At 33.9% G+C, this 22,442-nt stretch carries 14 protein-coding genes; 5 read left to right on the forward strand and 9 right to left on the reverse strand.

From position 1 onward, the window contains the following. Position 1: 1 nt before the first annotated feature. The 5 genes from LUU93_RS11060 to LUU93_RS11080 form a co-directional block, all read right to left on the reverse strand. Entirely contained in the window at positions 2-448 is a 447-nt protein-coding gene (locus LUU93_RS11060) for a GNAT family N-acetyltransferase (protein WP_232681141.1), read from the reverse strand. A 193-nt stretch (positions 449-641) separates the two neighbouring features. Next, the gene (locus LUU93_RS11065) at positions 642-983 is read right to left on the reverse strand and encodes a tetratricopeptide repeat protein (RefSeq protein ID WP_053471121.1); all 342 of its coding nucleotides are present in this window, start codon (positions 981-983) and stop codon (positions 642-644) included. A 21-nt stretch (positions 984-1,004) separates the two neighbouring features. Continuing rightward, entirely contained in the window at positions 1,005-2,543 is a 1,539-nt protein-coding gene (locus tag LUU93_RS11070) for an MFS transporter (protein ID WP_232681142.1), read from the reverse strand. Beyond that, a complete protein-coding gene (locus tag LUU93_RS11075; protein WP_232681143.1) occupies positions 2,530-4,101 on the reverse strand; it encodes a glycoside hydrolase family 10-like protein in 1,572 nt (523 codons plus the stop codon). Before LUU93_RS11075 ends, LUU93_RS11070 begins: the two co-directional genes overlap by 14 nt. 253 nt (positions 4,102-4,354) lie before the next feature. After that, a complete protein-coding gene (locus LUU93_RS11080) occupies positions 4,355-5,563 on the reverse strand; it encodes an anhydro-N-acetylmuramic acid kinase (RefSeq protein WP_232681144.1) in 1,209 nt (402 codons plus the stop codon). 406 nt (positions 5,564-5,969) lie between these two features. Between LUU93_RS11080 and LUU93_RS11085 the strand changes: the two genes are divergently transcribed. Beyond that, positions 5,970-6,524, forward strand: coding sequence for a LemA family protein (locus LUU93_RS11085; RefSeq protein ID WP_232681146.1), 555 nt, complete (start codon positions 5,970-5,972; stop codon positions 6,522-6,524). Between the two features lie 91 nt (positions 6,525-6,615). Beyond that, a complete protein-coding gene (locus tag LUU93_RS11090; RefSeq protein WP_232681148.1) occupies positions 6,616-7,482 on the forward strand; it encodes a DUF3137 domain-containing protein in 867 nt (288 codons plus the stop codon). A gap of 17 nt (positions 7,483-7,499) precedes the next feature. Here LUU93_RS11090 and LUU93_RS11095 read toward each other — a convergent pair whose 3' ends face one another. From LUU93_RS11095 to LUU93_RS11105, 3 genes are all read right to left on the reverse strand, one after another. Next, the gene (locus tag LUU93_RS11095) at positions 7,500-8,894 is read right to left on the reverse strand and encodes a hypothetical protein (RefSeq protein WP_232681149.1); all 1,395 of its coding nucleotides are present in this window, start codon (positions 8,892-8,894) and stop codon (positions 7,500-7,502) included. A gap of 4 nt (positions 8,895-8,898) precedes the next feature. Further along, positions 8,899-10,524 (reverse strand): DUF262 domain-containing protein, encoded by a 1,626-nt coding sequence (locus tag LUU93_RS11100; RefSeq protein WP_232681150.1) that lies wholly within the window; start codon positions 10,522-10,524, stop codon positions 8,899-8,901. A gap of 151 nt (positions 10,525-10,675) precedes the next feature. Further along, positions 10,676-10,906, reverse strand: a complete 231-nt coding sequence (locus LUU93_RS11105) for a hypothetical protein (RefSeq protein WP_232681151.1) — start codon at positions 10,904-10,906, stop codon at positions 10,676-10,678. Positions 10,907-11,642: 736 nt separating this feature from the next. Between LUU93_RS11105 and LUU93_RS11110 the strand changes: the two genes are divergently transcribed. The 3 genes from LUU93_RS11110 (at position 11,643) to LUU93_RS11120 (ending at position 18,104) form a co-directional block, all read left to right on the forward strand. After that, positions 11,643-14,549 carry an FAD-binding and (Fe-S)-binding domain-containing protein gene (locus LUU93_RS11110; RefSeq protein ID WP_232681153.1) on the forward strand — a complete coding sequence of 969 codons (2,907 nt, stop codon included), beginning with the start codon at positions 11,643-11,645 and terminating at the stop codon, positions 14,547-14,549. 384 nt (positions 14,550-14,933) lie between these two features. Then, positions 14,934-16,868, forward strand: coding sequence for an amino acid permease (locus LUU93_RS11115; RefSeq protein ID WP_232681155.1), 1,935 nt, complete (start codon positions 14,934-14,936; stop codon positions 16,866-16,868). A gap of 141 nt (positions 16,869-17,009) precedes the next feature. Next, complete coding sequence (locus tag LUU93_RS11120; RefSeq protein WP_232681156.1) at positions 17,010-18,104, forward strand: DUF695 domain-containing protein; 1,095 nt, start codon at positions 17,010-17,012, stop codon at positions 18,102-18,104. Positions 18,105-18,170: 66 nt separating this feature from the next. Here LUU93_RS11120 and LUU93_RS11125 read toward each other — a convergent pair whose 3' ends face one another. Next, a complete protein-coding gene (locus tag LUU93_RS11125) occupies positions 18,171-22,100 on the reverse strand; it encodes a starch-binding protein (protein ID WP_232681157.1) in 3,930 nt (1,309 codons plus the stop codon). Positions 22,101-22,442 lie beyond the last annotated feature (342 nt).

Genomic DNA, 22,442 nt, shown 5'->3' on the forward strand with positions numbered 1-22,442 from the left:
ATTATAAAGTCTTTTTCATGCAGACGCTGTTATCCATCTTTTCGTAAGGCGGATAATTTGGAATGATTGTGTAACCTAATTTTTGATACAAATTTATGGCTTCGGGCTGGTTTTTCCCGGTTTCGAGAATAGTATAAGTATAATCAACTTCTTTAGCCCAAATTTCTAATTCGGCTAAAACTTTTGAAGCAATTCCTCTTTTGCGAAAATCAGGATGAACATACATTCTTTTGATTTCGGTCTTGTCACTTTCTTTTTCGCGAAAAGCGCCACAGCCAACAGGAATGTCATTTTCGTAATAAACGATCGTATGTTTTATTTTATCGGTTTTATTAAACTGATTGTAAAACGCATGATCATCACCATCTCTAATCGCTAAATCCTGATCTAATAAAGCTACCAACTTTATAAAATCGGGATCATCTGAATTGGTTCGTTTTATGTTCATGATTTAGAATGCTTAGATTAGTATCGTTTAATTTTCTAACACATAGAAACATAGTATTTAGTTCTTGGAAAAGGCGTTTCACTTTATTTAAATACATTCCAACACTTCGGGACTATGTGTTGAGAAACGAGTTTCTCTTTTCTATTCTTTTCACACAAAAAAATCTATGTTTCTATGTGTTTAAAAGAATGTTTTATTTCAATTTTGCTTTTTTTTGTTTAGCTAATTGTTTTTTGGTTTCAATTGCTTTATCCAAGCGGTTTTTAAAACGGAAGAGTTTTGGAAGCCCTTCGAGTCTGTCTTCGATTGTAATTTCTTCATAAACTACAATAGCTTTTTCTAAAACCCTGATTTCATTGTCGAGATCGTTTTGGTTTTTGTAGATCGTTGCTAATCTATCATAAGGATGGTTTCCTTTAAAGCTTTCTGCGACATTTTCCTCATATAATTCAATTGCTTTTTCAAGATTTCCGGTTTTTTCGAACTCAGCTCCTTTTAAGTTGCGTTCGGCCTGCAGATTTTCATTGATTTCCATAAGTAAGAGTTTGATTTGGGGTTAAACTTCTTCAGATTTTTTCCCAAAATCTTTCGGGAAAATTAAAAAACGTGATAAAATAAGACCTGGAATTGTCGCTATAAAAACCCAAATAAAGAAATTTTGATAGCCTAAATATTGCTGTATATAACCGCTCAACATTCCCGGAAGCATCATTCCTAATGCCATAAATCCGGTTGCAAGTGCATAATGCGCTGTTTTTGATTCTCCTTCGGCAACATGAATTAAATACATCATAAAGCCGGTAAACCCGAAACCGTAACCAAATTGTTCAAAAATAACTACGACGTAAATGTAATAAATTGATGATGGATGAAAGAAAGCTAATAGAATAAATCCTAAAATTGGAAGGTGCATTGCCAGAAACATTGGGAGCATCCATTTCGTAAGACCCTGCTGAGACAGTACAATTCCCCCTAATATTCCGCCCAAGGTTAAAGCAATAAGGCCAAAAGTTCCGTAAATTAAACCAACATCTTCTGTTTCAAGTCCCATTCCGCCTTTGTGAATTGTTGCCTGATTTCCATTCGTAGTAATTAATTCATCGACAAAATGAATTCTTGCTTCATTTACTTTGTTATACTCTTCGCCTTTTTTTGGTTGAGTTTCTAATATAGGTTTTTTCTCTTTTCTGGTATCAGCAGCAATTGGCAATTTCGAATATAAGAGTTGTAATTCTGAGGCCTCAAGTTTTACACCTGCTTTTACTTTAGTATTATATAAGTATAATGCCTTTTTTTCATTTGAGTCGGCAGTTTTTTGTACTAGTTCATATTTAATGGGGTCAACTAAAAAAGGTGTTAACATTTTTAACAACTGTGATTCTCCTAACCTAAAAACCAGAATAAAAATTAAAACTATTACAATTTGTTTTTTCTTAAAAAAGCTGATAAAAATAGTTCCAAAACTTTGATGGTGATGTTCTTTATTTTCTGCTAAATTAATTTCGTTTTTAGGCGTAAAAATGAAATTGTAAATGGTAATAAGAGTCATTAACAGGCCAACAAAAATCATGGTATACGACCAGGCTTTTGTATTATCACTGTATTTATGTTCTAAATATCCTGCTAAAAGTATAATTAGTCCATTTCCGGCAATCATAGAGATTCTGTAAAATGTACTTCTTATTCCTAAAAAGAATGACTGTTCTTCTTTTGGTAAAACCAATAAATAAAAACCATCACTTGCAATATCATTTGAGGCAGAAGCAAAAGCTGCAGCCCAGAATATTGCCAAAGTAACAAGGAAAAAATTTTGTAAGGGAATAGTGAATCCAACAATTAAAAAAGCAATAGAAATAAGCAATTGCATCCATAAAAACCATTTTCGTTTTGTTCCATAAAGCTCAACTAATGGACTCCATAAAGGCTTGATTACCCAAGGAAGATAGAGCAAACTTGTATACAGACCAATATCTTCATTAGTTATTCCTAACTTTTTATACATCAAAACCGAAACGGAGATGATAATAACATAAGGAAATCCAGAAGCGAAGTTAAGAAGCGGAATCCAGAACCAGGGTTTATTATCTGTTTTCATTAGGCTGAGCAGGTGAATAGATTTTAAAATTCTTTTTTAAGTCGGCAGCAGTTGGGGTGCTTTCGTTTGCAAAATAATCAATAAATGTCACAGCACAAGCTTTATACATGTTGATTTTTTCTGCAGGAATAGAAAATGATATAATGCCGTCTTTTTCGACAGCTCTTACTTTGTCAATTATTTTCTCGGCATCGTTTGTATTTACTTTAGAAATATGTTCTCCGCCATAAATTACAATGTAACGCACCTTTGTATTAAGTGGATTTTTGATGCTGAAATTATATTTTAAAGTATCTTTTGTAAAATCTGTAATAACCGGCGTATCAATAATAATACGTTTCAAATTTGGAACTGCAGCAGGAAGCGCCGGATATTTATATTGGTTTTCTTCTAAAAGACGAACAATATCAAAGTTTTTGTCCATGAACCATTTGGCGCTGAAATAAGCACTTCCGGAAACATTTTTAAAACTTCTGGCAAAATCAATCTGGTTTGGAATTTCATAAACAAAATTCCAGCTTTTGTCGCTGTCACCTCTAATTTTATAAGAGGCGTGACCAATATAAACAGCAGTATTATTAGAATTTTCGGCCCACCATTTTACCAATTTCGAATAAGATGCTCGGGTGTTATTCATACTCCAATACAATTGAGGCAGAATGTAATCGATCCATTTTTGATCCATCCATAAAACAGGATCTGCGTATAAATCGTCGTAATTTGCAGTCGATTGAGTGTCAGAACCTCTTGGGTCAACAGATTTATTTCGCCAAACCCCAAATGGACTGATTCCGAATTGAACCCACGGTTTGCTTTCTTTTATAGTTGTTGAAATAGTGTGTACAAAGTTACTCACGTTGGCACGACGCCAATCGGGAAGACTTAAACCTGCGCCGTATTTTCTGTATGAAGCACTGTCGTTAAAAACTTTTCCGGGAACAGTATACGGGTAAAAATAATCATCAAAATGAATCGCGTCGATATCGTATTTGTCAACGACTTCTTTTACAACTTTCGTTAGATGCGTCTGAACTTCGGGTAATGCAGGGTCGTAATAATATTTTCCACCGTATTCGATCATCCATTCCGGATGTTTAAAAATATCATGGTTCGGACTTAACTGCTGTTTATTTAAATCAAAAGTTGCTCGATACGGATTCAGCCATGCATGAAATTCAAAACCTCTGTTATGCGCTTCTTCAATCATCCATGCCAAAGTATCGTAATACGGACTTGGAGCCATACCTTCTTTTCCGGTTAAAAATCTAGACCAAGGCGCTAATTCTGTTGGGTAAAAAGCATCGCCCACACTTCTAATCTGAACAATAACAGCATTGTAGTTTAGTTTTTTGTAAGTATTTAAAATTTCTAAATAATCAGCTTTTTCTTTTTCAACAATATCAGATGCGGTTTTTGGCCAGTCAATATTTACTACGGTTGCAATCCAGACACCTCTAAATTCATTTTTAGGATGCATTATTTTTTCTTGTGAGTTAGATTTTAATCCAAAGAAAAATAAAAGTATGATTGAGTATAGTAAGTGCTGATTTTTATGCATTTTAATCTTTAATTTTAACAAGAACCAAAAATAGTTTGTTTTGCTAGGAATTCAATGAATTCTGCTAAATTTTATTTTAAATGTTTTTTTGCCACGAATTACACAAATTTCCACCAATTTTTTATTCTCAAAGTATTAAAAATAATTCGTGATAATTCGTGTAATTCGTGGCAATCATTTTTATAGCCACAGATTAAAAGGATTATTTGGATTAATCTTTTTAATCCTTCTAATCTGTGGCAAACTTATTTATTTAGTCCGGAAAAGAAATTTTCCCCATTGTTACGGATGGAATTCCTTTTTTTGAACCAAAATTATAATTTCCTCCCGCTACGGTTTCATTAGCCAAAACGGCAAACAAAACGGCTTCTTTTGCATCGCCTGAAATTCCAAGAACATCGCTTTTGTCAAATTTACAAGACAATAATTCTTGTAACCATTTCACCAATAACGGATTTCGTGCGCCTCCGCCAGACATATAAACTGTAAACTCTTCGATTGGTGTTTTAGTATTTTGTACAACAAACAAAACTGCTTCGGCAATTGTCTCGGCACTAAGGCGTGTTAAAGTCGCAAGCAAATCTGGTGCCGAAATATTTTCTAAACCTAATTTCACCAAAGCCGAGTTCACAAATTCATGGTTGAATAATTCCTGGCCAATCGTTTTTGGAAAACTTTTTTGGAAGAAAGCATTGCTTTTTAATTCGCTTAAAAGTTCCTGATTTACGGTTCCGCTTTTGGCGATTTCGGCATCTTTATCGTAACTTTTTTCAGGGAAATACTGTTTGGTGCAAATATCGATTAACGTATTTGCGGTTCCCGTATCGGTTACAAAAACCTCTTCGGCGTTTTGTGAAGCTGGTAAATAAGTGAAATTTGCGATTCCGCCCATGTTGAGCATAATTCGGTTTTCACCTTTTTTGCTGAATAACAAATAATCGCCATAAACAGCCAAAGGCGCGCCTTCACCGCCCGCCGCAACATGTTTTTGCCTGAAATCAGATAAAGTTATAATTCCGGTTTTTACCGCAATATGATCGCCGTCGCCAATTTGTAAAGTCGCATTGGGAAATTTTTCCTGCTGATGCAGAAACTTTGGTGCATGTAAAACTGTTTGTCCGTGCGATGCGATTAAATCAACTTCGCTTGCGGAAATATTCCATTTTGAAAGACAATCATTAATCATTCCGGCATGTAAATCTGCAATCCATTCGTTGAGTAAAACCAAATGCTGAAAATCGATTGTTTTTTTAGCAAACACTTTTCTGATTTCGGTTTTAATATCTTCGCTGTAATCGATGGTTTCAAATTGTTGGATTTTTACGAGCGTGTTTTCGCCTTCGCCAGAAATTTCACAGAGAGCCAGATCGAGTCCGTCAAGAGAAGTTCCTGACATTAAACCTAGTATTTTTCGAGTCTCTTTTTGAGCAATTTCGTAAAGAGAGCTTATATTTTTATTCATTAAAATGATGTTTTAAAAAAGCATTTTATTTGGAAACGCTAAAATGGGATTTTTTACATATAAATATAAGTAAACTTTGAGATTTATTTTTTAAAGGCTGTACGTAAATGTTTTTTAAACACATAGAGACATAGTTTTCTTTGTGGGTAAAGGCGTTTCACTTTTTTTGAACAAACATAGATAGAGGTTTTTTAAAATTAATATAAGCACAATGCATTTAATATAGCCAGTGGTTTTAAAAGGAATGAGAATATTATGCGACTATGTGTAAAATCTTGATTTTATTAATCCTTATTATTCACTCCCAAAAAACTATGTTTCTATGTGTTTAAATAAAAACACAATGCTAAACAAAACTTACTTCCGTTTTTATATATTTGTTTTCAAACTAATTAAAAAATAAACCATGATTGTTGTTATTATCCTTTTTGTTTTCATCATAATCGGAGTGTTCATTTACAATTCCCTTATCGAAAAAAGAAACCAGGTTACTAATGCTTTTTCTTCTATTGATGTAATGCTGAAAAAACGTTTTGACTTGATTCCGAATTTAGTGGAGATTGTAAAACAATATACCAATTACGAACAAAGTACCTTAACTAAAATCGTAGAACTTCGTTCAAGAGCAACTTCAGGTTCTTTAACCGATGCTGAAAAAGCAAGTTTAGATACGGAATTAAGCACGGCTGTAAAAGGTTTAATGGTAACGGTTGAAAATTATCCGGATTTAAAAGCAAATACCAATTTCCTAAACCTGCAAAGTACATGGACAGAAAGTGAAGAACAAATTGCTGCTGCGAGAAGAACGTACAATGCTTCGGTTACGAGTTACAATAACGCTATTATGATGTTTCCGGGAAATCTGTTTGCAGGAATGCTGAATTATACCAAAATTGATGTTTTAGCAACGCCGGAAGAAGAACGTAAAAATATTAGTGCAAAAGAACTTTTCAATAATTAATGGATTCAGGAATTAATAATAATTCAGCCTTGCAGGAGGTTTTGAATACATTAGAAGTTGAGAGAAAAAAGATTGCCGAAACTTATAAAACGTGCTACATTTTATTTGGCCTTGCTATTGTAATTCTGGTAATTGGTTTATTGATCAGGTTTCCCCGACTTTAGGTTTTCTGGGATTTGCTGTTTCTGCCATCACTGGCATCGTAATGCATTTTAGAATTGGCGACGATGTTAAGAAATACAAAATGGCTTATAAGACCAATGTTGTAGGATCTGCATTAAAAAATATCAACGAAAGTTTAACGATAACGCCGCAAAGCGGACTTCCTGAATATGAGTTTAGAAGTTCTGAGCTTTTTACAACCGAATCTGATCGTTATAAAACACAGGATTTAATAAGCGGAACCAACGATAAAACTTCATTTTGGTTTGCCGAAGTTCACGCTGAATACAAAACCGAAACTAGCACAAAAAACGGAACCCGTACACAATGGCACACGATTTTTAAAGGAATTGTTTTTGTAGCGGATTTCAATAAAAACTTCAATGTTTCGACAGTTGTTCGTCCAAAAGGTTTTGGAGAAGCTTTTGGTTCCTGGTTTTCCAAAAACGTTTTTAGTTTTGGAAACACCGATGTTATTGAATTAGAAAACATCGACTTCAGCAATAAATTTGTAACCTATTCCAGTAACCAAATCGAAGCGCGATATATTTTAACGCCAGCCATGATGGAAAGAATTCTGGACTTAAACGGCAAATGCGACGAAACAATTTCGGTTTCGTTTATACATTCTAAAATGTACATTGCTTTTCCGTTGTCGGAAAATTATTTTGAAGCGCCTATTCATTCTTCGCTTTTAGATCCCGATTTACTCTCTGGCGATCTTTCGATTGTGAAATTCATGCATGATATTGTTCATGAATTGGATTTGAATACTAGGATTTGGGGGAAACTATAGTACTGATGGAAAAATTATTAGATATTAACCACATTATCGTCTACTAATGCCTTTAAATAGCTTTCCATTTTTTCTAACAGTTCTATTGATTTTTTTATTTCTCGAATAGTAAAAGTTGGCATTCCTACAGCATTAGCATGTGACATGGTATGCATTGTTACTTTTTGATATAACTTTAATTCTTTTAAAATCTTTTGAAAGTTTGAATAATCACCATTTTTAAAAGGGGCAATTTTTTCATTTAATCTATGAACTAAATTATTATTGTTATTTTCTAGTAATATAACTTCTATTGCTTCAAGTAAATCTGACGCGGTTTTTCCTTCTGTATAATATGCAGGTTGGTTTTTAATTATTCTTTCAAGAATCTTTTTACTATCTTCTACAGCACCGATCATTAATAATTTGGAATATTCGTAAAGTAAAACTTCAAATTTTTTTCTAATCCTGTTACCGATATTTTCTAAATCGTCATTACTGTGATTTGCAGGAATATTTATAAAATCATGTTTAATTTTTTCAACTCTTTCTATTTCAGATTTAATATAAAGCTTATGATGATTGTTGATTTCATATAAATTCGAAAATTCCCATTCATTATTTTTTTTGCTCTCATGAATATTAAACATTATGAGGTTATAAAAACTTATATTATGAGTAAAAATTAAAATTTGAGAATCGTTAAATTTTTCAAATATATATTTAATAATAAAAGTTCTATTTGAAATATCTAAACTGGTAATAAAATCATCTAATACTAAAATCTTTTTTTTATTTTCATCTTTTGATTTATCAATTGCATTTAATAAAAGCAATAAAATGATTATATTTAGTTTAGCTTCATTAAAGTATTTTTTTATTTCGAGTTTACTTTCAAGATTACGCCCTGAATCGATAATTTTTATTGAATAACCATCTTCGTTATCTATTTCGATCGTAATAGGTTCAAGAAAATTTTCTAAGGCTTCATTAACTCCATTTTGTATTTCTTGCGAATGTAGAATACATAATTGCGAAATATCAGAAATTTCAAAACACATTTTTTCTAAAAGATCCTTTAAATTTATTCTACTTTCAATAATAAGGTCTTCTATTGAAATCATAAATACTTGATATCCTGTTGTTACAAAAGTTTGATATTTTTCATCATTAATTTCAATTTCGAATTCAGAATTAGAAATTTTATTATTGTAAGAACTCCATAATTGATTTTTCAATTGTTCAGAATCTTCCGGAGTTGGAGCTGTTAGTATCGATTCAATTTTCTGTTTAAAAAATATAACTTTAATAGATTCGTAAAGAGAACTTTTACCTGCACCATTTTCTCCATAGAGCAATAGATTCTTGTTGTTTAATGGGAGTACTATTTCGCTATTAAAGGCTTTAAATTTTTCAACTCTTAGTTTATTCATAATATTATTCTGTGAAAAATGTAACTAATCTATTTTTAAGTTCTTTATCTCTTTTCTCTAAATCATGATAAGAAAAATTCTTATTACTGAAGATATATTTAATTTCTTTAATTTCTGAATGACTATAGTATTCCTTTTTCTTTATAATAGAAATATTTTTCTTAGGAATATCAATAATAACTTGATTTCCTAAAATATCAATTATACTATTTAAATCGATATCTCTCCAGTCATCTGAAAGTAATTTTTTATCTTTGAGATTTATAATTTTATCAGTGTTATATGTAGGTAATGCTGTTTTTTTCGTTATATAGAAAGCTAATAACGCAAATCCTTTCTTTAATCTTCCTAAATAGTTAAAATAATCTTGGGTAATATCATTTCGATAATAAGAACCAATGGTTAACCCTGAAGAAGTTTGTTTAATAATATTATAAATTTCAAATTTTACTGTTGATGTGGATCCTAAATAATATATATATCTTATAAGCGATTTTAGAAAATATGTAAAATCATTATCAAGATTAATTTCAGTTACAAATAAATAATTTACGATAGCATATTTGGGATATTGATTAGTATATGCATCAATAATTTGAATCCATTTCGCTATTTCTGTTTCTTTTATTTTCTCTTGATTAATTACCTCTAAAATTTCTAAGATTTTAAAAAGATCAGCTAAAACATCTTTATATTTTTTAACTTCTAAAGGAGAAAATTTTTCATTGGTAAAAAATTCACGAAGATTTGTTTCACTCAATGTAATTCCTTCTTTCCCTCTAATTATATGAGAGTAATAACGAAAAACATCATCAATATTTAAATTTAGATTGTCGCATCCACTTTTAAAATCAGTCCAGTAATCTATAAATATTTTTTCCTCTTGTATATTTTTTGCTTTATTATATAATTTTGCTTTAAAGATATCGGCATCTTCAAGATTCATTCCTCTATTATTAATTGTTTCAAAGATAACTAGCGCTTTTTCATTTGCTTCATCTTGTGTTTGACCGCTTAATTCAATTGGCAAGAGATATACTTGTTTGAGGATATATGAGGTGAAATCCTTTAAATCGTTGCGAATTTCTTGAAAAAATTTTATCCAACTATAAAAATAAAGAATATTGGCTTCAAATCTGCTATTGCATAATCTTTCACTTATTTTTCCATTTTTATCAATAACATTAATAAAACGAGATTCTAATTTGCTATAATCATATCTCAAGACTTCATTTAGTGCATCTCCATCATTTGCTTCAAAAACATCAGATCGAACTCTTGACACAATGTTATTGCCTTCCCAATCTTCTTTTTCTAGTAAAAGTTGTAAAATTTTTATTTCTGGTTGAAATAAATAAAGAGTTTTAAAAAGTAAAAGAGAGGTAATAAGTCTTTGCTGACCATCTACTACCTCTAAAGTATCTTTATTACTATTTGATTTAGCAATTATTATATTCCCTATAAAATAATCCTGATGAGAATCGAATGCTACTACTAAGTCATTATATAATTGAAAGCAATGATCATATTCCCAAGAATAGGGTCTTTGATATGGCGGTATGACATATTGTTCCTCAATTTTGAAAATTTTTAATAATTCCTTTTGTTCTGCACTTAATGATAATGCCATTTTTTGAAGATTTTATTATTATAATATTCTAAACAAAGATATTCAAATGTAAGGAAGCTTTTTGTAGTAAATGACTTTTTGATAATTTTTATGCCTAAAAATCCTTGATTTTGATATCAAGGATTTTTGTTTACCCTAATCTAAATTCTCATTATAAATCCAAATAAGGATTTAAAGTTTCAGCTAATTCATTGAGCCAGTAAAAGCTGTCTCTTAATTTGGTGATTTCGTTTTGAAGTTCTTCGTGTTCGCTCATAATACCTAATGCAAGTGTAAAATTTACCTGCCTTAATGTTTTAGCCATTTCTTCAGGTTCAATTCTTTCGTTGAAAAAATTCAAAAGCCTGATTTGGGTTTCTTTTGAAATTGTGTTTTCATTCATAAAGTCGTAGTTTAAAAGAATAATAAAACCCTTGTAAATTAGCGGTTCTTACGCCTACGACAGCGTTTACGGTCGTTTCCGATACCGTCCACATAATACAAGGGCAAGCCAATTTCGTTCTTAAGGTCGCAGTTTAAGAGTTGTAAATGTATTAAAAAAAACGACAAAAAGTAAGAAAAATAATATATTTCATTAAAGCTTAAAAATGAGCCAAATACACTAACAATCTCTACGTGGTAAATATAAAGCGTTATTTTTAAAAAAGATAAACTCAAATAAATTTCCATGCAATTTGTCATTTCGACCGAAGGGAGAAATCACACTCGTAACCACAAAGATTGTCGATTATGTTTGCGTAATTTCTAGTGCGATTTCTCCCTTCGGTCGAAATGACAAGATTGGGGAAATTTGTTATGTAAATGTTTACCAATTCTTTCTTATGAAACCAAATGCCCTAGCCCTGATGGAAGCGGCATCCTTTTGTGGCGGGGTTCGCCACAAAAGATATAGCGGACAGCAGGAAATAGCTCCTAAAAAATAAAACTCCAAATTCCAAAAATAGGATTTACGTTTCCATAAGCCTTCGACTACGCTCAGGGTGACAATTAGTTTTGGAGAGAAAACCTTTGTCCCTTTGCTGCTCTGTGAATTTGTATCTTTGTACCTTATAAAAACACCTAAAAAAGAAGTATTTTTGTAACTCAGGATCATGAATTTTAGACAAAAATAAGTCAGAATGTCAATAAATAAGGAGTTACAAGAATTAGCCGCATCGTTAGAAGGTACACTTTTATACGATGATCTTCATAAAACACTATATTCTACAGATGCATCGGTGTATCGAATTCGGCCAAATGCGGTGGCTTTGCCTAAATCTACGGCAGATATCAGTAGGTTAATTCGCTTTGCGGCAGAACATAATATTTCGATTACGCCAAGAACGGCCGGAACTTCACTTGCAGGACAAGCAGTTGGCGACGGACTTGTGGTTGATGTTTCGAAACATTTTACCAAAATATTAGGTTATAATGCCGAGAAAAAAACGGTTACAGTTCAGCCAGGCGTTATTCGTGACGAATTGAACTTATATCTAAAACCTCACGGCGTTTTCTTTGCGCCAATAACTTCCACATCAAATCGTGCAATGATTGGCGGAATGGTGGGAAATAATTCATCTGGAACAACTTCGATTCGTTATGGTGTAACGCGTGATAAAATTGCTGAGGTAAAAGCGATTTTGAGCGATGGAACAGAGGTAGCTTTTGGCGAATTGACTTCGGCGGAATTTATCGAGAAAACCAAAGGTGATTCTTTAGAAAATAAAATTTACAAAAGCGTTTACGACGAACTTTCGGTAAAAGAGAATCAGGAAGAAATTATAAAAGAGTTTCCGAAACCAGAAATTCATAGACGAAATACAGGTTACGCCGTTGATATTTTGTTACGATCAGAATTATTTGGCGGAACAGAACCTACTATAAATCTAGGAAAATTGCTTTGCGGAAGCGAAGGAACTTTGGCCTTTACGACCGAAATTACTTTAAAAGTTGACGATTTACCGCCAGCGCACAGTATTATGGTCGTTGGACATTATCACACCATTCAGGAATCTTTAGAATCTGTTGTGGTGGCGATGAAACATCATTTGTATACGTGCGAAATGATAGACGATACGATTTTGGATTGTACGAAAACGAATCGTGAACATATTAAAAACCGTTTCTTTTTAGTTGGCGAACCCAAAGCGATTATGTTGTTTGAAGTTGCGTCTCACACTTTAGAAGATGCCGAAAATCAGGCGAATGCTTTAATTGCAGATTTAGAAAAACACAATTTTGGTTACGCTCTTGTTAAAATTTACGGAGCTGATATTGATAAAGCCAACGAACTGAGAAAAGCCGGTCTCGGACTTTTAGGAAGTATTGTAGGAGACGATAAAGCTGCCGATTCTATTGAAGATACAGCGGTAGAATTAAGCGATTTACCAGCGTATATTACAGAATTTTCGGCAATGATGTTACGCCACGGACAAGAAGCGATTTATTATGCGCATGCGGGTGCAGGAGAATTGCACTTGCGTCCGGTTTTGAATTTGAAGAAAACATCTGACTTAAAATTATTCAGAACCATAGCGACAGAAGTAGCGCATTTGGTAAAAAAATACAGAGGTTCGTTAAGCGGTGAACACGGAGACGGAATTGTACGCGGTGAGTTTATTCCGTTTATGATTGGCGAGAAGAATTACGAATTGCTGAAAAGAATCAAATTAGCGTTTGACCCGAATTCGGTTTTAAATATCGGGAAGATTGTCAACGCTTTGAAAATGGACGAAAACCATCGTGTAATTTCAGGAAGGGTAGAACCCGATATTAAAACGTTTCAGGATTTTTCAGACAGTTTAGGAATTTTACGTGCTGCCGAAAAATGTAACGGTTCTGGCGATTGTCGAAAAATGCCATCGGCAGGAGGAGCGATGTGTCCGAGTTATCGTGCGACACGAAACGAGAAGGAAACGACTCGTGCAAGAGCAAACGCTTTGCGCGAATATTTGACGTATTCTGAAAAAGAAAACAAATTTGACCAGAAAGAATTATACGAAGTTTTTGAGTTGTGTGTAAGCTGTAAAGCATGCGCAAGCGAATGTCCGAGTAATGTTGACGTTGCGACTCTAAAAGCGGAATTTTTATACCAATACCAAAAAGCAAACGGATTTTCTACCCGAAGTAAAATTTTTGCTAACAACGCAAAATTGAATAAAATGGGAAGTTTGTTTCCGTCGATCACGAATTTTATTTCGAATCAGCCGCTTGTTAAAAAATCAATGGGAATTGCGGCAGAAAGACAAGTTCCGCTTTTGGCGAAAAAGACTTTTAGAAAATGGTATGAAAATAATAAACCAAAAAACGCGGATTTTCCAAATGGACAATTGTATTTGTTTGTTGATGAATTTACGAATTATTATGACGTAAATATCGGGGTTGATGCTTTTGAATTACTAACTAAATTAGGTTACGAAGTTTTAATTGTAAATCATGAAGAAAGCGGGAGAACCTATCTCTCAAAAGGGTTTTTGGAAGAAGCGAAAAAGATTACCGATATTAATGTCAATATATTCAAAGACTTAATTTCAAGTAACGCGCCGTTAATTGGAATTGAACCTTCGGCGATTTTGACTTTTAGAGATGAATATTTGCGATTGGCATCGGATAAAGAAAGTGCTGAACGATTGTCACAAAATGCTTTTACAATCGAAGAATTCTTCAAAAAAGAAATCATTGACGGAAAAATAACGCCAGATTCTTTTTCTGAAGAAACGAAAGAAATTAAAATTCACGGACATTGTCATCAAAAATCATTGAGTTCTGTTGAAGCGACTTTCGCCATGCTGAATCTTCCAAAAAATAATACGGTTACAATTTACAATTCGGGCTGCTGCGGAATGGCGGGTTCTTTCGGTTATGAAAAAGAGCATTATAAAGTGAGCATGCAAATGGGAGAGGACACGCTTTTTCCAAAAGTACGCAACACTGCCGAAAATGTAAAAATTGCTGCTGCTGGGACGAGCTGCCGCCATCAAATTTATGATGGAACAAAACGTGAAGCACAGCATCCGGTTAGTATTTTGAGGAATTGTCTGCGTTGAGAAATGCCATGCGGATGACAAGGATTCACTTCGTGAAAAAGCGGATGAACGCGGATTTTTTGTTTTATTTTAAGTTTAGCCACAGATTAAAAGGATTAGAATGATTTTTATTTCACGCAGATTTTAATTATATCTAATTTTAAATTAAATCTGCTTAAATCTGCGAAATCTGCTTGAAAAATTATTTAGATAAAGATTGAAAAATCATTTTAATCCTTTTAATCTGTGGCAAAAAAACTTTGTGACTTAGTGTCTTTGCAGCAGAAAAAAAACGCCTGTAAAAACAAAATCGTTTTATATATTTGAAATAAGGATAATTTTTGCATTATTTGCAAAATAAAACCATAACAACTGAATTAAATTAATTTATAATACAAAACATATATGGCATTTTCAAGTTTATTCCGAAAGAAAACAGTACAGGATATTCTGAAGCAAGTTGCTCAGAATGAATCAGATGGTCATAATGCACTAGGAAAACATTTGACTACCAAAGATTTAACTGCTTTTGGAATAGCGGCTATTGTTGGAGCGGGAATTTTTAGTACAATTGGAAAAGCCAGTGCAGACGGCGGACCAGCTGTTATTTTCTTGTTTTTGTTTACAGCTTTGGCTTGTAGTTTTGCAGCATTTGCTTACGCCGAATTTGCCTCGATGGTTCCGGTTTCGGGAAGTGCTTATACCTATTCATATGTTGCTTTTGGAGAAATTATCGCCTGGATTATTGGCTGGGCTTTAATCATGGAATATGCCGTAGGAAATATAACCGTCGCTATATCGTGGAGTGACTATTTTACGGGACTGCTCCAGAGTGGCGGCATTCATTTGCCACAATGGATTCAGATGGATTATTTAACCGCTTCAAACGGATTTAAAGATGCCGAAGCTTTAATGCGAGGCGGAAAATCATTCGAAAATTTAAGTGTCGCTTTGCAGCAAGCACACACAGCGTGGACAACTGCGCCAACTATTGGATCTTTCCATTTCGTTACCGATATCCCTGCATTATTCATTATTATTTTAATTACAGCTTTGGTTTACAGAGGAATGAAAGAATCTCGTAACGCGAGTAACTTAATGGTTGTTGTAAAACTTTGTGTGGTGTTGTTAGTAATTGCTGTAGGTGTATTTTATGTAGATACAGCAAACTGGGATCCATTTGCTCCAAATGGAGTTGGCGGGGTTTTAAAAGGAGTTTCGGCTGTTTTCTTCGCTTATATTGGTTTTGACGCTATTTCGACAACTGCCGAAGAATGTAAAAACCCGCAGCGCGATTTACCTCGAGGAATGATGTGGGCGATTATCATTTGTACGATTTTATATATTGCTATTGCCTTGGTTTTAACCGGAATGGTAAAATACCACGAATTAAATGTCGGAGATCCTCTTGCATTTGTTTTTGATAAATTAGATTTAAAATGGATGTCGGGAATTATTGCTGTAAGTGCAGTAGTGGCAATGGCGAGCGTTTTATTGGTTTTTCAAATGGGACAGCCACGTATCTGGATGAGTATGAGCCGTGACGGTTTACTGCCAAAGAAATTTTCTACTGTTCACCCAAAATTCAAAACTCCATCTTTTGCTACAATCGTAACAGGTTTTGTAGTAGCGATTCCGGCTTTATTTTTGAATTTGACAATGGTAACCGATTTATGCAGTATCGGAACTTTATTTGCCTTTGTGTTAGTTTGTGCAGGAGTTTTGGTATTACAGAACAAACCTGAAATTCCAAGAGGAAAATTCAAAACGCCTTATATTAACTCGAAGTTTATTCTTCCGGTTTTAATGATCGTTGGATTGTATTATGCTTTTGCTTTCAATAATAAAGCGACAATGGCTTTTATTAATAATGAGCCACAAATTTATGATGCTGCTTCAATCGTAACATCTTTGGATAAATCAGAATCTGAAAAAGTTTTCAAATATTTAGAAAGTATCGAAGTAAACAATAAAACTGCCGAAACTTCGGATTTAGAACATTTATTAGGACAATATCAAGACGACGAAGCGAAATATGCTGAGGTTGTAAAAGGTTTACCAATTGCAGATTCTGCTAAATATGAATCAGGATTTAGTTTATTCAAACACAAAATTCCAATGTGGATATTCTTATTCGTTTTGGTTGGACTAGCAGTTTGGGCTTTTAGAAGAAATCTGTCTTTAATTCCGCTTTTAGGATTGATCTGCTGTCTTTATATGATGGCCGAATTAAGCGTTTGGAACTGGATTTATTTTACGATTTGGCTCTTAATAGGACTATTTATTTACTTTACTTACAGTAGAAAAAATAGTAAACTTAATACAGAAAATATAGGGTAAAATTAAAATTAAATACCATAGAAGCCGTTCTGAGTACTTCAGAACGGCTTTTTGCATTCTTGATATTTTATAGAAATATTCCTATGTTTTAAAAACGCTTTTCCTTAAGTTTGTTTCTAGTGAAATTTTAATTAGTAATACATGAGTTTTCTAGATAAAATATTGGGCAAAAAAGAAGCTCCAATACAATCTTATAATGATTTCTGGAATTGGTTTTCAGCAAATGAAAAAGCGTTTTTTAAAACCGTTCAAAGCGGAGAAAATATACATCAAGGTTTTTTTGATAAACTTGCCCCAAAGCTAGATGAAATGCACGAAGGAATTTATTTCCTTGCCGGAATGTTTGACGATCAGACAGCCGAATTGGTTTTAACGTCAGACGGAGCAATTAGAAATATTTATGCAATTGAGGAATTAGTTGCTAATGCCCCTAAAATTGAAGGCTGGAAATTTACAGCTCTAAAGCCGGCTTCAGATATCAATAATATAGGTATTACTTATCAGGATTTTGAGTTCAGTAAAGAAAACCTGAAATTTTACCCTCGCATTCATGAAGAGTATCCAGACGAAATTGATCTGGTAATTGTTTATGATCACTTTGTTGAAGAGAAAAAATCTAATATAGCTAACGGAGTATATATTTTTCTAGATAATTATTTGGGAGAACTGCATTCTGTAACTTTAATTGATAACTTGGCTGTTACAGGCCCAGAAAATGTTTCTGAAGAATTAATTCCGATCGAAAAATTAAAAGATTATTTAATTTGGAGAGAAAAGGAATTCGTCGAAAAATACGAAGGGACAAGACATAATACGGAGAATGATAGTTATGCTAATTTTGAAGGAAAAGGGAAGGATGGTTTGGTAGTTTTGGCATTAATAAATACAACGTTAATTGAGTGGGATAAAAAAGCGTCGCATCCGTGGATTTTTATTGTTGGAATTCCTTTTGAAGATTGTAACAACGGCGGATTGCCAGATGAAAGAACGTATAAATTGCTAGACGAAATAGAAGAAGAAATGATTCAAATTTTGCCAGATTCTGACGGGTTTTTAAATATTGGAAGAGAAACGGCAAACAATAAAAGAGAAATCTTTTTTACTTGCAAAGACTTTAGAAAACCAGCCAAAATTGCCGATGAGTTAATTAAAAAATACAGTGGGGTTTTTGAAATAAGCTACGAACTCTACAAAGATAAATACTGGCAGTCATTTAGACATTTTGAGCCGAGATAAATTGCAAAAAACCGTTCTGGAATTATTCAGAACGGCTTTTTTATTGAAATTAATAATTTAATAGATTTATTTTTTTACAATTTTTTGCATTGTTTCTACGCCATTTTCTAAACGGATGGTAATAAAATATAATCCAGAGCTTAAACGGCTTACATCAATACTGCTTGTATTAGATTTTCCTTCCTGAACAATACTTCCTTGAGCAGAAATAATAGTGTAATTGCTTATTGCAATAGTAGAGTTTATAAGAAGTGTCTGATCTGCGGGATTAGGGTATAAACGAACAGCATAGGTTTCTTGTGCTTCTTCTTTATCAGCTACATTAATTGCTGTTTTTGCCGTACTTGCTCCCCATGTGTACGAGTAGCCATCAGTTTTACTTAATAAATCGGCAGTTTGATTTGCAGAACCGCTAGAGCCATTATTGAAAATAACATTGATCGATGTTGGTCCAGTGATGGTGTATTTGTAAAAACCATTGGTATCAGCTGTCATTGTTACACCTGGCCAAGCAGCATTAGCCACACTTCCTGATGGAACGGCATTCCAATAATATACTTTTGGAGCAGAAATCCAAGTTGTTGGAGGTTTAAAATATACTGTAAGTGTTGGAACTGCAGTAAAAGTGTAAGTTTCTGTTTTTACAGCTGATGAAACTCCAGACGTATTGACAACAAAAGCCTTTAAAGTTGTATTTGTAGTAAAAGCAAAAGATTTACTGCCAATTGCCGATGCAGAGTTTGTTGTTGGAGTTGTACCGTCTAAAGTATAATATAGAGTAGAAGACGTTTCGTTTGCGGTTAAAACAACATTGACAGTGGTTCCAGTTGTAAATGTTCCTCCTGGTTTAGAATTGGTGAAATCTGGAGCAATAACAGGGCATCTGTTTGCAGGTTCTGCACTCAGCCAGCCAGAATCATAATATTTAGTTCCTGCTGTAGTATTTAAATCTCCAGTTTTTAGGTTTCCATCATTAAATAGTAAATTCGAAGCACTTACTGTTGACGGAAAAGTATATTTATACCAATCTCCACAATCTTGCGTCATTGCAACGCCAGGATAAGTTACTGCAGGAGCAGTTCCTGTTGGAGACCAATAATAAATTTTAACTGAAGAACTCCAATTAGATGGTTTCTTAAAATAGACCGTAAAAGCAGCAGGAGTGCTAAAAGTATAGGTTTCTGTTTTTATGGAAGAACTAACTCCCGCAGCATTCTTGACAAAAGCTTTAAGTGTCGTTGTACTAGTTATTGTAATTGCTTTTGAACCCACTGCAGAAGCAGAAGCTGTAGTAGGATCTGTTCCATCAAGAGTATAATAGATTACAGAAATGCTTTCGTTTGCTGTTAAAGTCAGATTTAAAGTGGTTCCTGTAGTGAAATTTCCACCTGCTTGCGAAAATGTGAAATCGGGAGCGACAGAAGGACATCTGTTTGCAGGTTCAGCACTTAGCCAACCGTTATCATAAAATTTGATTCCACCAGTTGAACTTAAATCGCCTGTTTTTAGGGAACCATCATTAAACAATAAATTTGAAGCGCTTACTGTCGATGGGAAAGTATATTTATACCAATCTCCACAATCTTGCGTCATTGCAACTCCTGGATAAGTTACTGCAGGAGCAGTTCCCGTTGGTGACCAATAATAAATTTTTACAGCAGAGTTCCAGTTGGATGGTTTTTTAAAATAAACCGTAAATTCTGGAAGTGCACCAATAGTATACGTTTTGGTTACAATATCAGATTGATTGCCGTCTTTATCTACTGCAAAAGCTTTAATCGTTGTAGTTTGTGCAATGTTGATTGTTTTTGCTGACTCCACAACTGGCGAAGCTGTTGTTGGAGTAGAACCATCAATAGTGTAATATAATTTTGGTTTTGGATCTGTGCTGTCTGTTGCTGTAATAGTTACATCTATAGCCGTAGTCGAATTTCCAGCATCTGGTGTAAAAGCAATTTTTGGTGCAACATCTAAGTTTTTTCCAACCCAAACGTGCTGAATTTTAGATTTAGTGGTATTTCCTTTTTTATCGGTCACTTCCACATAATAGTCTAATAATTTTTCTGATATTCCAGCAATTTCAGCAGAATATTGATTTGCTATTACATCTGGAAGCATGTATAAATCAGCTTGCGGATTATTGGTAACATTTCCTTTCGGGAAAACTCTTTCTGCCATAGGCAGCGTTATCCAGCTTCCTACTTCGCTTCCGCCAGCATAAGTTTCATTTTGATTGGAATTCAGATTGTTTTTTCCGTCAACATCAATTCTATACTTTAATTCTGCTCTTTCAATTCCGCTTACATCATAAGCAAAAGTATATACGGTAAAGTCGGCAGAGTTTAAGAAATCTTTATACGCATAAGGCGCTCCATATCCTTTTTCACCAGGATTATAAGGCCAGCGCTGCGGAATAAAAACAGATGGTTTTGTTGCATCAGCTCCTGGATGTGCATCTAAAGTTGGTTTTGCAAATTGCACGCATCTATTAACAGCAAGAGTAGTTTTTATTTCTAAATCTTCAGCTAGTCCATAATAAGCATTTCCACTGTCATAGCCAGCCATTAAAAAGTGCCATGCTTTTTCAGCAGGACTTACTGCAGCGGTCGGATTTACAATTTCGCTCATTCTAAGATTATTGCCTTCCAATTGCTCAGCCATAATTGCATGATTTTCTCCGGCAGTTGTTATCGCCTGATTCATCATATCTTCAGTCCAGCCATTTGGATTAAATTTTTTAGTAACCGGATCAAAGAAAGGCCAAAGCCAATTGGTAAATTGAGGATGTCCAAAATCTCCATCGGCATTTACCCATGCGCCGTCTTCAACGTGTACAACCGCCGACTCTGGAACAGGATTATCGTATAAATATTGTGGAATTGTAGTTGCAATATTTCCATTAGCAGAAGATGCATGAGAAAATCCCGTCACCGATTCGTTGTAATAAGACGATCCGCCGCCCCAGGCATTATCGCCATCATGAGCAAATAATACCAATGGCGGTCTTGGCGAAGTCGATGCTTTTGCCACAATTGGAGCAATTAAGGAAGTGCCTATTGCGGCATATCCATCTTCGTAACTTTCGTAATCAGCCATCGGAACTACAGTGATTTTATATTCCTGAGCAGTTTCAGGATCAACATATTTCGCTTTATAAGGAAGATAAGAATAAGGTACGGCAAACTGTCCGCCACGGGCATCTTTTTGCGCAGAGAACCAAGTTCCTCCAAGAGTTTCTACCTGATCTGCTTTATTTGGAAGATCACACATGCTTCCGCCAGAGCCATATTTTATTGGATAATCGGCCAAAGTTCTTGACAAATGACTGTTGGCAATTACAGACCATTCGATGCCACATTCAGCTAAAGTTTTTATAATTCTTTCAGAAAAAGCACATTCTGCTGGCCAATATCCTTTAGAATTATGAGTTCCAAATAATTGAGCACTATAGTATTGATGTGCTTTTATCTCTTTCTTTAAAGCCTCGTCACTCAATAAAGGAGAAAGCGCATGATGCATTGTAAAAGAAACTACCTCCATACGAGAAAATCCGCCTGAAGTTTTCCAGGCTTTTGCATCTTTGATATTTTGTGTCCAAGAATTCGAATATCCCCATTGATTTGCTTGTGCCAATTCATTGACATTTTCCATCAAAGAACCGCCGTAGGTAATTTGTGCTCCCGCTTTGCTTAAATCACGAATAGAATTAATAGCATTTTTTGGCGCAAATTGATAAGCGGCAACCCGATCTCCTGCTCCAAAAATTTCTTCAAGATTGTTTGTCGGGTGAGCCAATCCGTTTTTATCGTTATTGGCACCCGAGACTTTCAAGTCTTGAGATTCTTTTACGATTTGATATCGATTTGGGTTTTCCTTACTTATATCTCCCCAATAAGTCGGTTGATGCAGATGCCATAAGTAAGAAGTATGCACTTGTGCTTGCAAAAAAGCAAAGGGAATGCATAAGGCATAAAACAAGAGTAGGTTTTTTTTCATAATTTCGGTTTAGTTGGTTAAATGGTTAAATTTCTGACAAAAGTATGTTTTATTAACACTTGAAATACCTAATAATTTGAAATCCAATTACTACAACGTTTTAGTGTTTAAAACTTTATCAGAAATAATGAGTTAAAAAACATTAATCGTAAAATTTGTTATTTTTTAATATGAAATTGATATTTGTAAATTTTAAACACTTGTAAATGAGTGTTTTTGGTAAATAAAAAATCCGCTTTGAGAACGATCTCCAGCGGATTCAAAACAATCTAAAAAAATGTGCAAATTTATTTATTGAGAGATGTATTTTATTTATTGTGGATAATTTTTTCTCTCGCGGAT

This window comes from Flavobacterium soyae, assembly GCF_021245985.1.
GTDB classification, from domain to species: domain Bacteria; phylum Bacteroidota; class Bacteroidia; order Flavobacteriales; family Flavobacteriaceae; genus Flavobacterium; species Flavobacterium soyae.

Bases quoted from the DNA above. Each gene is read 5' to 3' on its own strand.
- LUU93_RS11095 (WP_232681149.1), bottom strand. From the start codon at position 8,894: ATGAATAAACTAAGAGTTGAAAAATTTAAAGCCTTTAATAGCGAAATA.
- LUU93_RS11085 (WP_232681146.1), top strand. From the start codon at position 5,970: ATGATTGTTGTTATTATCCTTTTTGTTTTCATCATAATCGGAGTGTTC.
- LUU93_RS11080 (WP_232681144.1), bottom strand. From the start codon at position 5,563: ATGAATAAAAATATAAGCTCTCTTTACGAAATTGCTCAAAAAGAGACT.
- LUU93_RS11065 (WP_053471121.1), bottom strand. From the start codon at position 983: ATGGAAATCAATGAAAATCTGCAGGCCGAACGCAACTTAAAAGGAGCT.
- LUU93_RS11070 (WP_232681142.1), bottom strand. From the start codon at position 2,543: ATGAAAACAGATAATAAACCCTGGTTCTGGATTCCGCTTCTTAACTTC.
- LUU93_RS11100 (WP_232681150.1), bottom strand. From the start codon at position 10,524: ATGGCATTATCATTAAGTGCAGAACAAAAGGAATTATTAAAAATTTTC.
- LUU93_RS11075 (WP_232681143.1), bottom strand. From the start codon at position 4,101: ATGCATAAAAATCAGCACTTACTATACTCAATCATACTTTTATTTTTC.
- LUU93_RS11120 (WP_232681156.1), top strand. From the start codon at position 17,010: ATGAGTTTTCTAGATAAAATATTGGGCAAAAAAGAAGCTCCAATACAA.
- LUU93_RS11110 (WP_232681153.1), top strand. From the start codon at position 11,643: ATGTCAATAAATAAGGAGTTACAAGAATTAGCCGCATCGTTAGAAGGT.
- LUU93_RS11105 (WP_232681151.1), bottom strand. From the start codon at position 10,906: ATGAATGAAAACACAATTTCAAAAGAAACCCAAATCAGGCTTTTGAAT.
- LUU93_RS11060 (WP_232681141.1), bottom strand. From the start codon at position 448: ATGAACATAAAACGAACCAATTCAGATGATCCCGATTTTATAAAGTTG.
- LUU93_RS11115 (WP_232681155.1), top strand. From the start codon at position 14,934: ATGGCATTTTCAAGTTTATTCCGAAAGAAAACAGTACAGGATATTCTG.
- LUU93_RS11125 (WP_232681157.1), bottom strand. From the start codon at position 22,100: ATGAAAAAAAACCTACTCTTGTTTTATGCCTTATGCATTCCCTTTGCT.